The organism is Arthrobacter sp. AG258 (genome assembly GCF_004364695.1).
Lineage (GTDB): Bacteria > Actinomycetota > Actinomycetes > Actinomycetales > Micrococcaceae > Arthrobacter.
The window spans coordinates 333,657-346,304 of the sequence record NZ_SOBI01000003.1 but is presented as its reverse complement, the minus strand read 5'-3'; the positions used below and the strand labels follow the sequence as shown (position 1 = coordinate 346,304).

14 protein-coding genes are annotated in these 12,648 nt (G+C 67.0%); 11 read left to right on the top strand and 3 right to left on the bottom strand.

Annotated features, from left to right (window positions below; all coding sequences use genetic code 11):
• The first annotated feature begins 54 nt into the window (after positions 1-54).
• From DFO47_RS07995 to DFO47_RS07950, 10 genes are all read left to right on the top strand, one after another.
• Complete coding sequence (locus DFO47_RS07995; RefSeq protein WP_018763215.1) at positions 55-642, top strand: HhH-GPD-type base excision DNA repair protein; 588 nt, start codon at positions 55-57, stop codon at positions 640-642.
• Positions 642-1,646 carry a LacI family DNA-binding transcriptional regulator gene (locus DFO47_RS07990; RefSeq protein ID WP_133831279.1) on the top strand — a complete coding sequence of 335 codons (1,005 nt, stop codon included), beginning with the start codon at positions 642-644 and terminating at the stop codon, positions 1,644-1,646. Before DFO47_RS07995 ends, DFO47_RS07990 begins: the two co-directional genes overlap by 1 nt.
• A gap of 92 nt (positions 1,647-1,738) precedes the next feature.
• On the top strand, positions 1,739-2,041 hold the full coding sequence (locus DFO47_RS07985) for an urease subunit gamma (protein WP_018763217.1): 303 nt from the start codon (positions 1,739-1,741) through the stop codon (positions 2,039-2,041).
• A gap of 11 nt (positions 2,042-2,052) precedes the next feature.
• Positions 2,053-2,391 carry an urease subunit beta gene (locus DFO47_RS07980; RefSeq protein ID WP_018763218.1) on the top strand — a complete coding sequence of 113 codons (339 nt, stop codon included), beginning with the start codon at positions 2,053-2,055 and terminating at the stop codon, positions 2,389-2,391.
• Positions 2,388-4,145 (top strand): urease subunit alpha, encoded by a 1,758-nt coding sequence (ureC, locus tag DFO47_RS07975; protein WP_133831278.1) that lies wholly within the window; start codon positions 2,388-2,390, stop codon positions 4,143-4,145. Before DFO47_RS07980 ends, ureC begins: the two co-directional genes overlap by 4 nt.
• A gap of 16 nt (positions 4,146-4,161) precedes the next feature.
• Complete coding sequence (gene ureE, locus DFO47_RS07970; RefSeq protein WP_133831277.1) at positions 4,162-4,641, top strand: urease accessory protein UreE; 480 nt, start codon at positions 4,162-4,164, stop codon at positions 4,639-4,641.
• Between the two features lie 55 nt (positions 4,642-4,696).
• Positions 4,697-5,407 (top strand): urease accessory protein UreF, encoded by a 711-nt coding sequence (locus DFO47_RS07965; RefSeq protein ID WP_133831452.1) that lies wholly within the window; start codon positions 4,697-4,699, stop codon positions 5,405-5,407.
• 42 nt (positions 5,408-5,449) lie between these two features.
• Positions 5,450-6,067, top strand: a complete 618-nt coding sequence (ureG, locus tag DFO47_RS07960; RefSeq protein ID WP_133831276.1) for an urease accessory protein UreG — start codon at positions 5,450-5,452, stop codon at positions 6,065-6,067.
• Positions 6,068-6,213: 146 nt separating this feature from the next.
• Entirely contained in the window at positions 6,214-7,044 is an 831-nt protein-coding gene (locus DFO47_RS07955; RefSeq protein WP_243835388.1) for an urease accessory protein UreD, read from the top strand.
• Entirely contained in the window at positions 7,044-8,081 is a 1,038-nt protein-coding gene (locus DFO47_RS07950) for a nickel transporter (protein WP_133831275.1), read from the top strand. The genes DFO47_RS07955 and DFO47_RS07950 overlap by 1 nt, the downstream gene beginning before the upstream one ends.
• 81 nt (positions 8,082-8,162) lie before the next feature.
• Here DFO47_RS07950 and DFO47_RS07945 read toward each other — a convergent pair whose 3' ends face one another.
• The gene (locus tag DFO47_RS07945) at positions 8,163-9,986 is read right to left on the bottom strand and encodes an adenylyl cyclase (protein ID WP_133831450.1); all 1,824 of its coding nucleotides are present in this window, start codon (positions 9,984-9,986) and stop codon (positions 8,163-8,165) included.
• Positions 9,987-10,240: 254 nt separating this feature from the next.
• On the opposite strand from DFO47_RS07945, the gene DFO47_RS07940 reads away from it, so the two are divergent.
• The gene (locus tag DFO47_RS07940; protein ID WP_133831274.1) at positions 10,241-11,293 is read left to right on the top strand and encodes a LacI family DNA-binding transcriptional regulator; all 1,053 of its coding nucleotides are present in this window, start codon (positions 10,241-10,243) and stop codon (positions 11,291-11,293) included.
• Positions 11,294-11,326: 33 nt separating this feature from the next.
• Here DFO47_RS07940 and DFO47_RS07935 read toward each other — a convergent pair whose 3' ends face one another.
• Positions 11,327-11,776 carry a transferase gene (locus DFO47_RS07935; protein WP_109044022.1) on the bottom strand — a complete coding sequence of 150 codons (450 nt, stop codon included), beginning with the start codon at positions 11,774-11,776 and terminating at the stop codon, positions 11,327-11,329.
• Between the two features lie 112 nt (positions 11,777-11,888).
• Positions 11,889-12,548, bottom strand: a complete 660-nt coding sequence (locus tag DFO47_RS07930) for a GntR family transcriptional regulator (protein ID WP_109044021.1) — start codon at positions 12,546-12,548, stop codon at positions 11,889-11,891.
• Positions 12,549-12,648 lie beyond the last annotated feature (100 nt).

The window sequence follows — 12,648 nt, the reverse complement described above, 5'->3', positions numbered from 1 at the left end:
CCGCGTGCCAGGGCGGAGGCGTCCCCATGACGACGACGGCCCGCAGGTGGGAGGATGGACGGCATGGAACTGCACATCACGGGCGATCCCGCCGCGGACAAGTTGTTGAGTGAGGACGCCTTCGCCCTGCTGACCGGCATGCTGCTGGACCAGCAGGTCACCATGGAATCGGCCTTCGCCGGACCGGAAAAGATCAGGACCCGGATGGGCACCCTGACGCCCGAGGCCATCGCCGGGCACGACCCCGCGGAATTCGTGGAGATCTTCAAGGAACGGCCCGCCGTCCACCGCTTCCCCGGATCCATGGCCGGCAGGGTGCAGGCGCTCGCCGAGGCTGTCCGGGACCACTGGGACGGCGACGCCGCAGCCATCTGGACCAAGGGCTCACCCGACGGTGCAGAGGTGTTGAAGCGGCTCAAGGCGCTGCCCGGCTTCGGTGAGCAAAAAGCAAAGATCTTCCTGGCCCTGCTGGGCAAGCAGCGGGGCCTTGACGCGCCCGGCTGGCGGGAAGCGGCCGGCCATTACGGGGAAGAGGGCTCCTACCTGTCCGTGGCGGACATCGTGGACCCGGAATCCCTGGCCAAGGTGCGGGCCAGCAAGCAAGCGGCCAAGGCGGCGGCGAAGGCAGGAAAAGAACGTTAATGGCAGTCACCATGAACGACGTCGCCCGCGCGGCCGGCGTTTCGCTCAAAACGGTCTCGAACGTCCTGAACGACTACGAGTTCATCCGCCCGGCCACCAAGCAGCGTGTGCAGGACGCCATTGCTGAACTGGGGTATGAGGCCAACCTCACCGCCCGAAGCCTGCGCTCGGGCAAGACGTCCATGCTGGGCCTGGTGCTCTCCGACCTCTCGGCGCCCTATTACGCGGAACTGGCGTCCAGGCTGATGAAGGCCGCATCGCGCCGCGGCTACCGGGTGCTGGTGGAGCAGTCCGGCGCTGAGGCTTCCGTTGAACTCAGCGCCCTGCACGGGACGTTCCGGCAGCTCACCGACGGGCTGCTCTTCACCCCGCTGGTGCTGGACGCCGACGCCATCGCCGGCCGCGCCGGCACCAAACCCCTGGTGATGCTCGGCGAGCACATCATGGACCCCCGCTTCGACCTGGTCACCATGAAGAACGAGGAAGCCGCGGCTGCGCTGACCACCCACCTGCTGCAGGCCGGCCGCCGTCGCATCGCCGTCATCGGCGCCCACCCGGAGGAGTCCACCGGGACCGCGGGACTGCGCATGAACGGGTACCGGAAGGCGCTGGAACAGGCGGGCGTCCAATTCGACGCCGACCTGGTGGCCCCCGCCGAATGGCGCCGCGATACAGGTGCCGCCGCCGTGGCGGGACTGATGGCCTCGGGCGTGCAGTTCGACGCCGTTTTCGGCCTGAACGACGTCCTGGCATTGGGCGCCATGCACGAATTGTTGATCAGGGGCGTCAACGTGCCGGGGGACGTGGCGGTCGCGGGCTTTGACGACATCGACGAGGCCCGTTTCGCGTCCCCGTCCCTGACCACCATCTCCCCAGGCATGGATGAGATCGCGGAGCGTTCGATCAGCCTGCTGCTGGACCGGATCGGCGGGCGCGAAACATCCGGGCAGGGCGTGCACATGGAATCAGGGTTCGAGCTGAAGATCCGGGAATCCGCACCCTAGCGTTCCGTCCGGATGATGGACCTGAAACGTGGCGGAAACGTGACCGGCCTAGGCTGGCTGGCAGCACGCCCCAGGCCGTCGAAGGGAACCCCATGCATCTGATGCCGCGTGAGCAGGAAAAGCTCCTGATCGTAGTGGCCGCGGACCTCGCCCGCCGCCGCCAGGGGCGGGGACTCAAGCTCAACTACCCCGAAGCCGTGGCCATCATCAGCTACGAACTGATCGAAGGTGCCCGGGACGGCAGGACCGTGGCCGAGCTCATGAGCTACGGCACCACCCTGCTGGGCCGTGACGACGTCATGGAAGGGGTGCCCGAGATGATCCATGACGTGCAGGTCGAGGCCACGTTCCCCGACGGCACCAAGCTGGTCACCGTCCACAACCCGATCCGCTAAGGAGCGCCGCAATGATCCCAGGCGAGTACATCCTCCGGCCCGAGCCCGTGACGGCGAACCCCGGCCGGGAGTCCATCGACGTTGCGGTGACCAACACCGGTGACCGGCCCGTCCAGGTGGGCTCCCACTTCCACTTCGCCGAGGCCAACGCCGCCCTGTCCTTCGACCGGGAGGCGGCCTACGGCCGGCGCCTGGACATTCCGGCCGGAACAGCCGCCCGGTTCGAACCCGGCGACTCCCGCAGCGTACGGCTGATCGAACTGGCCGGCGCACGCGAGGTCTACGGACTCAGCAACGCCGTCAACGGAAAGCTCGACGGCGGCACCCGCCTGGACGGGGGCGCAAAGTGAGCTTCGAGATTCCACGCCGGCAGTACGCGGACCTCTACGGCCCCACCGCCGGGGACAAGATCCGCCTGGCGGACACCGACCTGTTCCTCGAGATCGAAAAAGACTTCACCGCCTACGGCGAGGAAGTGGTGTTCGGCGGCGGCAAGGTCATCCGCGACGGCATGGGCCAGAACGGCCAGGCCACCAGGGACGGGAACGTCCAGGGCGCAGACATCCCCGACACCGTCATCACCAACGCCGTCATCCTTGACTACACCGGCATCTACAAAGCGGACGTGGCCATCAGGGACGGGCACATCTTCAGGATCGGCAAGGCGGGCAACCCGCAGATCACCGACGGCGTGGACATCGTCATCGGGGCCAGCACTGAAATCATCGCCGGGGAACGGAAAATCCTTACCGCCGGCGGCATCGACACCCACATCCACTTCATCTCCCCGGATCAGGTGCCCACGGCCCTGGCCAGCGGCGTGACCACCATGATCGGCGGCGGCACCGGCCCGGCTGAAGGCACCAAGGCCACCACCGTGACGCCCGGAAAGTGGCACATCCAGCGGATGCTGCAGGCAGCCGAAGGGCTGCCCATGAACATCGGCCTGTTCGGGAAAGGCCACGCGTCCGCCGTCGAACCCCTCGCCGAGCAGATCCGAGCCGGCGCCATCGGCCTGAAAGTCCACGAGGACTGGGGATCCACCACCTCCTCGATAGACACCTCGCTCACCGTCGCCGACGAATACGACGTCCAGGTGGCCATCCACACCGACACCCTGAACGAGTGCGGGTTCGTGGAGGACACCATCCGGGCCATCAACGGGCGCGTGATCCACACCTTCCACACCGAAGGCGCCGGCGGCGGCCACGCGCCGGACATCATCAAGATCGCCGGCATGCCCAACGTCCTGCCCGCCTCCACCAACCCCACCCTGCCCTACACCCGCAACACGATCGAAGAGCACCTGGACATGCTCATGGTGTGCCACCACCTCAACCCGGACATCCCCGAGGACGTGGCCTTCGCGGACTCCCGCATCCGGGCCGAGACCATCGCCGCCGAGGACGTCCTGCAGGACCTGGGCATTTTTTCCATTACCTCCTCCGACTCGCAGGCCATGGGCCGGGTGGGTGAGGTCATCACCCGCACCTGGCAGGTGGCGGACAAGATGAAGAAGCAGCGCGGCGCCCTGGACGAGGGCGACGGCGGGACCGGCCCGGGCAGCCACGGCTCGCCAGGCAGCGACAACTTCCGGCTCAAGCGCTACGTGGCCAAGTACACGATCAACCCGGCCATCGCCCAGGGCATCGCGGACTCGGTGGGCTCGGTGGAGGTGGGCAAATTCGCCGACCTCGTGCTCTGGGACCCGGCCTTCTTTGGGGTCAAACCTGAGCTGGTGCTCAAGGGCGGCCAGATTGCCTACGCCCTGATGGGAGACGCGAACGCTTCCATCCCCACACCGCAGCCACGCACCATGCGGCCCATGTTCGCCACGTTCGGCAAGGCGGTGCAGCAGTCCTCCATCACCTTCCTGTCCCAGGCAGCGATCGACGCCGGCGTGCCCGGGGAATTGGGGCTGGAGAAGGTCATCCGGCCCGTTTCCGGCATCCGCAACCTCACCAAAGCCGACCTCAAATACAACGACGCAACCCCGGACATCCAGGTGGACCCGGAAACCTACCAGGTGACGGTCGACGGCGCGGACGTCACCTGCGAACCCTCCGACGTCCTGCCCATGGCGCAGCGCTACTTCCTGTTCTAGAGCCCGGAGAAACCCCATGATCATCGACAAAGTCCTCGGCAACCTGCACGACCTCCCGGACCCCGAAACCTACGCCGGACTGCACCGGGAAAAGGTGGTGCTTCCCAGCTCCCAGCTGGTCAAGCGCATCCAGCGCGCCACCACGGACCACGGCAAGGAGATCGGCATCCGACTGTCCGCCGGCTCCGGGGACCTCCGCGACGGCGACATCCTCCACGTGGAAGAGGCCAACATGATCGTGGTGTCCGTGCTGCCCACCGACGTCCTGGTCATCGCACCCCGCACCATCCACGAAATGGGCGTCACCGCACACTCCCTCGGCAACAGGCACCTCCAGGCACAGTTCTTCGACGCGTCCTCCGAGTACGGGGCCGATGTCATGGTGTGCGCCTACGACCACACCGTCGAGGACTACCTCCGCCACAACTCGGTGCCCTACACCTGCCAGGAACGCGTCATGCCTGTGCCTTTCCGCCATGCTGAACACTCGCACTAGTACCAGCGGCACCTTGGGTGCGGTGGCGGGTGAAGGGGGCTGTGCCCGCTTCGCGGTGCCCACCACGCCGCAGCCCCCTTCACCCGCCACCGCCAGTGTCGGCAGCTATCAGCTGGCGCTGCAGCAGCTCACTGACTCTGCGCTTCCTACTGGGGCGTTTGCCCACTCGCTTGGGTTCGAGACCTATGTCGACGCCGGGGTGGTCGCTGATGAGGCTTCTTTTGGGGTGTGGCTGTCCGCTTTTGTGTCGCAGCAGCTGACTTACTCGGATGGGCTGGCGATTCGGTTCCTTTATGAAGGGGCTGATGTGGGGGAGCTGGATTCTCTTCTTTCTGCTTCTCTCCTGCCGCGGCAGGTTCGGGGGGCGAGCGTCAAAATGGGGCTCCGGCTGCTGGAGATCGGGGCTGAGGTGTTTCCTTCACCTGCGCTGGGACTGTACCGGGACCTGGTGGGTGACGGCCGGGCCGCAGGGCACCAGCCGCTCGCGTTCGCCGTCGTCGCCCGCTCCCTGGACGTTCCGCTCCAGGAGGCGCTCGCCGCCTACCTTTTCGCCACCGTCACCTCGCTGACGCAGAACGCCGTGCGCGCCATTCCGCTGGGCCAGAACGCCGGGCAGCGGGTGCTGCGGGCAGCGCACGACGACGTCGCTGCCGCCATCGACACGATCGCGCACCTCACGCCGGACGACCTTGGGGCCGTCAGCCCCGGCCTGGAAATCTCGCAAATGAGGCACGAACGCCAACGTGCCCGCATGTTCATGAGCTGACCGTGCTTGAAAATACTGTGCTTTTGAGTCAAAGGAGGACACATGTCTGAACCCATCAAGATCGGCATCGGCGGACCCGTGGGAGCTGGCAAGACCCAGCTCGTGGAGCGGCTCACCCGGCACATGAGCGGGGAAATCTCCATGGCCGCCATCACCAACGACATCTACACCATCGAGGACGCCAAAATCCTTGCCGCCAACGGCATCCTCCCCGTGGACCGGATCATCGGCGTCGAAACCGGCGGCTGCCCGCACACCGCCATCCGCGAAGACACCTCCATGAACACCGCCGCCATCGAGGAACTCAAAACCCGCCACCCCGACCTGCAAGTCATCTTCGTCGAATCCGGCGGCGACAACCTTTCCGCCACCTTCAGCCCCGAACTCGTCGACTTCTCCATCTACATCATCGACGTGGCCCAAGGCGAAAAGATCCCCCGCAAAGCCGGCCAGGGCATGATCAAGTCCGACCTCTTCATCATCAACAAAACCGACCTCGCACCCCACGTCGGTGCGGACCTGGCCGTCATGGAGCGGGATTCCAAGGAATTCCGAGGCAACAAACCGTTTTGCTTCACCAACCTGAAAACTGACGAGGGCCTGGACAAGGTCATCGACTGGATCCGGCACGACGTCCTGATGCTCGATCTGGCGCACTAGACATGGCACTCGTGGACTTGCCCGAAGGTGACGTACGCGCTGAGGCGGCGAGGCCGGATTTTGGGGCCGCGGCGTGGCGGGCACCGCGAAGCGGGCACGGCCCCAAATCCGGCGAAGCCGCCGGACCCAGCCACGGACAGTCACCTATGGGGCGGCTTGAGCTGGGCGTCACTTTGCGGGGCGGCCGGTCCCTTGCCACGCATCAGTACCACCAGGGTGCCTTGAGGGTACTCCGCCCGCACTATCTTGATGACTCCGGGCAGGTTTGCTACGTCGTGGTGAACCCTGGCGGGGCTTATCTTGGGGCGGATCTTTTCGTGTTGGATGTGGAGGTCGGGGAGGGGGCTGACCTGCTGTTGACCACCCAATCCGCTACCAAGATATATCGGACTCCCGGGTCCTTTGCCGAGCAGCGGATGGTGGTGCGGCTGGGGGAGGCGGCGCGGCTGGAATTCATGCCGGACCAGCTCATCGCCTACCGCGAGGCCAGCTACCGGCAGCGGACCTCCGTGACCCTGCGGCCGTCGTCGTCCTTGGTCATGGCTGAGGTGGTCACTCCCGGCTGGTCGCCGGACGGTTCGGCTTTCCAATACCGGGAAGTGCGCCTGCGCAACGAAATCCGCATCGAATCCGACGGCGGAACCCACCTGCTGGCGCTGGACAACCTGCTGATCCGGCCACCGCTGCACGACGTCACCGGGCTCGGATTCATGGAAGGCCACAGCCACCTCGGGTCCCTGGTGGTGGTGGATGCGAGGGTGGACCAAGCGCTCGCCGATGACCTGCACGGGCTCACCGCCGGCCGCGAAGCGCTGACCGGCATCTCACTGACCCGCCCAGTTGCGGGGACTTCCGGGCTGGTTCTGCGGAGCCTCTCCAACAGCACCGACGAACTGAACCGCCTGCTCCGGTCCTGCACCGACTTCCTGCGCAGCCGCTGGTACGGCCAGGGTCCGCTGGACCTGAGGAAGCACTGATGACCAACATCGCCGCCCTCTACCGGGACCGGGACTTCCTGCCGCTCCGGGCCCGCGCGCTGTTCACTTTCGGCGCGGTGGCCGCCATGCACGCCGCCGCCGTCGTCCTCCTGCTCGCCGGCACGGCCGGCGGCGGCAGCCAACCGCTGACCTGGGGCGTGTTCCTCACCGCCTACCTGGCCGGCGTGAAGCACAGCTACGACTGGGACCACCTGGCAGCCATCGACAACTCCACCCGCAAGTTCGTGGCGCAGCGTCAAGACCCGGTCAGCGTTGGCTTCGCCTTCAGCCTGGGGCACAGCTCCGTGGTGACCCTCGCCGGGGTGCTGGTCATCGCGGGGGCATCCCTGGTGGGCGGACTGATGCAGGACGGTTCGGCCGGCAACCTGGTCCTGGGCCTGATCGGCAGCGGCGTATCCGGCCTGTTCCTGCTGGCCATGGGACTGTTCAACGGCTCCGCCTTCGTCCGTTCCGCCGGCGCCTACCGCCGCGCCCGCAACGGCGCCGCCGTCGAGCCCCGGGACCTGGAACCGCAGGGCGCGGTGGCGCGGCTGCTGGCCCGGCCGCTGTCCAGGGTGCGCCGGCCGCGGAACATCTACGTGATCGGGTTCCTGTTCGGCCTGGGCTTTGACACTGCCACCACCATCGGGCTGCTGATGATGACGACGGCGGCCTCGCTGGCCGGAGTGCCCCCGTTCGCCCTGCTTGCGCTGCCGGTCGCCTTCGCCGCCGCGATGACACTCTGCGACTCGGTGAACGGCATGGCCATGCTGCGGATGTACCGCTCCGCGCTGGACGACCCCCGGCGGAAGCTCGGTTTCAACGCCGTGGTCACGGGCATCTCGGCCGTGTCCGCCCTGTTCATTGCCGTGATCACGCTCGGCGGATTCCTGCACGCCGCGTTGGCCCTTGACGACCCCGTGACGGGGTGGCTCGGATCGATCGACCTGGGCGACGCCGGCCTGCTGCTGGTGGCCCTGCTGCTGGCCGTATGGGCCGGCGCGGCGCTGAAGGGCAAGGCGTTCCGGACCAAGTGACGGGGCGCGGTACCACCGGCACCGCGCCCCGCCAGGTCCGGACCTTAACGGACAGAATCAGCAACGGACGGAATCAGCCGGTCAGCCGAAATCGGCCACGTAGCTGGGAACCCCCACGGCGTCGGTTGAGACCGGTGCCCCCGTGTCGTTGACCACGTGATCGAGCGTGCCTGCGCCGAGGTTCACCGTCAAAAGGCTGTGCAGCTTCACGCCCGGCGTTACCGGCACCTCAAAGCCCCTCGTTGCGTGGATGCTGGGGTCGACGTTGGTGTAAACGTAGCTGCCGCCGCCCCAGAGCTCGTGGGCCTTGACGGAGTCTGCCACCTTGTAGCCTGCCCAGCCCAGGACCCCGTCGTGCTGCCACGCGGCCTGGTTGGGGGCGTCGTAGGGCAGCTCGTTCTGGAAGAAGACCGTGCGCCCGCTTTCTCCATTCCAGATGACGTTGTACTGCTGGTAGTGCTCCACGAACAGGCCCGTGGCCGTGACGTTGTTGCCGTTGACGATCACACCGTTCGCACCGGTGTTGGTGGTCCAGCCGACGCCGTTCCCATGGTCGGCGCGCCAGGCCCAGATGTGGTCCAGAAGGACGTTGTCGCTGTTGACTTCCAGGCTGACCGAGGCTTTGCCGCTATGCGGTCCACCGACGCGGAAGAACACATCATGGAGCGTGGTGGGGTTTGCCGGATCGGTGTGCACGGATGAGCTGGACGGCCCATTGCCCTTCCCGATGCGCATCAGGGCGGGCGAATTCACCTCGCCGGCGTCCACCGTGACGGCGGCGATGTCCACTCCGGGGACATCTGCCACCGTCAGGGGAACTGAGCCGTTGACGGCGGTGAGGGTTGCCATCCCGAGTCCCAGGACCACGGTTCCGGCCCGCTTGACCTCGATGCTCCGGTCAACGTCGTAGACCCCCGGGGTCAGGAGCAGGTTCTTTCCCCGGGCCAACTGGGAGTTGATGGCCTGCGCCGAATCGGCGGGCGTCGCGACGTAGAAGTCGGTCAAGGGGATGCTGCGGCCCGCGGTGGGGCCGTTCTCCCACGAGGTCCCGGCCGCGTCCCGGCGGATGGCCGGTACGAAGACGCTGTACTGGCCGGCCGGATCCACGGTCAGGTAGGGCTTCTCGCGGCTGACGGGAGTGCTGTCCAAGGTGGTGTACGGCGGGTTCGGAAAGGAATCGGCAGGTGCCCCGTTAGCCCCGGAGAACACCTGGTTCCAGACTCCGTTGGACCAACTCCCGATGCTGCTGTTGCGGACCAGGTACTGCTGCTGGGAGCCATTGATGACGGCGCCCGTCTTTGAATCTGCGATGAAACCGCCGCTGGCGTACTGTGGACCGGCCGTGCAGTAGTCCATCAGGGAGAGGTTGCCGCCGGTGATGTTGACCCGGCGCATGGGGGAGGCCTGGGAGGCGGCCCAGAAGTTGGCGGAGCTCCGGCAGCCCTCAAGGCCCGTGACGTTGATGGTGAGGTTGGACAAGGAGCGCCAGAAGTTGTTGAGCGCGATGCAGTTGTCAGCGGCCAGGCACCGGTTGTAGACGTCCACGTGCCCGTTGATGGTGACGTCGGTGGGGGCAGCGCCCAGGCCCGCAACCTCGGTGGAATACCCCACCTGGATGATCAGCGGCTCTTGGGGCGTGCCGTAGGTGCCGGGCTTGAAGAGCAGGGAATAGCGTTTGCTCCCCATTTCGTCGTCCACCTGCTGCGCCGCAATGGTATCCACCCTGGCCTGGATCTGGGCCACCGGCATGCCGGGATCGAAAACGTAGGTGTTGGGTCCGAAGGGGTGTCCTGCAGCCGGTGCTGGGGCTGGGGGCACTGGCGACGCCGGTGCCTGGGCTGCCGGGCCCAGGGCCGGTGCTGCGGCCTGCGCGGGTGCTGCCCCGCCGGCGGCGAAGAGACCCATGAGCAAGGCGGCGGCGGCCGCAATCGTCCCGGCCCGGTGCAGGCGCGGTAACAATACGGGGTTGGCTGTATCAGGGCGTGGGGCTAGCGGCATTGCTGGTCCTGTCGGTGATGGGGTGGACGGCCAGGGCAACTGGGGCAGCCGGGCCGAGTGGTGGGAGCGCTCCCGTCGGGGAAGCGTAGCATTGCGTTTTTGCCCAGGCAAGGCTTTTCGGGAGCGCTCCCACGCACCCTCGGTGTCGTATTGTCGGTGGAATGAACGCAAACTCCAGCCGCCCGGGCACGCCAGGAGCAGGGCGGCCCAGTCCCACGCTGGAGGACCTGGCGTCGGCCGCCGGGGTATCCCGTTCCACCGCATCCCGCGCCATCAACGGCGGGTCCAAGGTGAGTGCGCACGCCCAGGCCGCCGTCGATGCCGCAATCGTGGCGTTGGGCTACACACCGAACCGCGCTGCACGGAGCTTGGTCACCCGGCGCGCCGGTTCGGTGGCGCTGGTCATCCCTGAACCTGACGCCCGGGTCATGATGGACCCCTACTTCGCTGCCGTGATCACGGGCGTCAATGAAGCACTGCGCGGCACCGACCTGCAGTTGGTGCTCCTGATGTCCCGGGCCGGGGACGACTCCGCCCGGACCCTCCGCTACCTGCGCGGCGGGCACGTGGACGGTGCCATCGTGGTGTCCCACCACCGCGCCGATGACTGGGTGGAGACCTTGGGTGCCACGGGGCTGCCCACCGTCTTCATCGGCAGGCCCTGGGACACGGGAGCGGGAATCCCCTACGTGGACCTGGACAACTTCGAGGGCGGCCGGCTGGCAGCCCGGCACCTGGCGTCCTTGGGCCGCAGCACGCTGGCAAGTGTTGCCGGGCCCACCGACATGACGGCCGCCGTCGACCGCCTTGACGGCTGGCTGCAGGGACTCAAGGACGCGGGCCTGCAGCCCGGGCCCGTCATCCACGGGGACTTTACGACGACGGGAGGCGCCGCCGCGGCCGGGCGCCTGCTGGCCCAGGCGCCCGGAGTGGACGGGATTTTCGCCGCCTCCGACCTCATGGCCCTCGGCGTCGTGGATGCCCTTCGGGGCACGGGCCGGCGGGTACCGGAGGATGTGGCAGTGGTGGGCTTCGACAACCACGCCATCCAGGCATCAAACGGCTTGGGACTCACTACAGTGGCGCACCCCATGGTGGACATGGCTTCTGCGGCAGGACAACTCCTGGTCAGCGCGATCGGATCCCCCGGGGAGCACATGGACCCGGTGGTCTATCCGGCGGAACTGGTGGTGCGCGCCAGTACGGTTCCCTGACCGCCCCGGCGCGCCTCCCAGCAAAGGCCGGAGCTACGCCGCGAGCTTTCCCTTGGCTTTGCGGTGCGGCCGGTGCGCGGTGGCGGCCAAGCGCGAGTGCGCCCCGGCGAGGACTTCGCTGCCATCGGGTACGGTGCTGTCCGTGACCAGGTGGGCGCCGTGCTCCACCAGGACGCCGGAGCCGATCCTGGAATGGCTGCCAATATGGACCCGGTTGCCAATGACTGTGCCACGACCGATGCGCACACCGTCGCCGATCACCGTCCGGTCACCGATCCTTGCGTCACGGTCAATCCAGCTGCCGTGCCCGATCCTGCAGCCCGCACCCACCTGCGCACCGTGCTCCACGTAGGTCATGGGGCCGATCCGTGCGCTCTCGGCCACCTTCGCTCCTGGAGCGATGAGGCCGCCGCCGTTGTCGTGGCGGGCATACCGGGTGATCTTCCCGGCGTCGTCCTCAACTGACACAAACTTTGCGGTCATACCGTCCCTCGTTAACGCTGCGGCACTCTACCGCACAGTAGGTTAACGGCCGGGAGCTTTCGAGGATTCCCAAACGGGCCCAGACGGCGCGGTTTTTGGTGCCGCCGACGGGCTATGCCACCAGGTTGGCGGCCGCGGTGTCCATGTGTTCCAGGATGGTCTTCCGGGCCAGCGCGGCGTCGCCGGTATCAATGGCGGCGACGATGTCCTTGTGCCGGTCCACGCTCATGTTGCGGACGCCTTTTTCCAGGCCGGCGAACATGATGGACATCCGGATGGAGCCCTCCAGGGACTCCCAGGAGTGGAGGAGCGTTTCGTTGCCGGTGAGCCGGCACAGCGTGCGGTGGAATTCAAGGTCGGATTCGATCCGTTCCTCCAGGGTGCCGCTGGCTGCGGCATCCATGGCGTCAATGGCCTTGTGCAGCGAGTCGGTGACCTGTTGCCGGTCGGGCAGTTCGCACAGGGTCCGGGCCGCGAGGGACTCCAAGGCGGCGCGGACGGAGTAGATGTCCCGGATTTCCTTTTCGTCCAGGTGGCGGACGGACAGCCTGCCGCGGGGCCCAGCGGAGAGCAGGCCCTCCTGTTCAAGCTGGCGGAGGGCTTCGCGCAGGGTGCCGCGGCTGATCTGCAACATCTCGGACAGTTCGGTTTCCACCAAGTGGCGCCCGGGTTCCAGCTCTCCGCTGGTGATGGCGGTCCGCAGCGCCGAGAGCGCCTGCTCGCGGAGGCTCTTCTTTTCCAGTCCCAGCAACGGGGCGGTCAGTCCGGCCATGGCTTCTGTCCTCAATGTCATAAGTCGACTGTCTACAGTCGGGAGTAGTTTCGATAGTACGGCAGAATGCACGGCACCGGCTTGGGACCGGTGCCGTGCA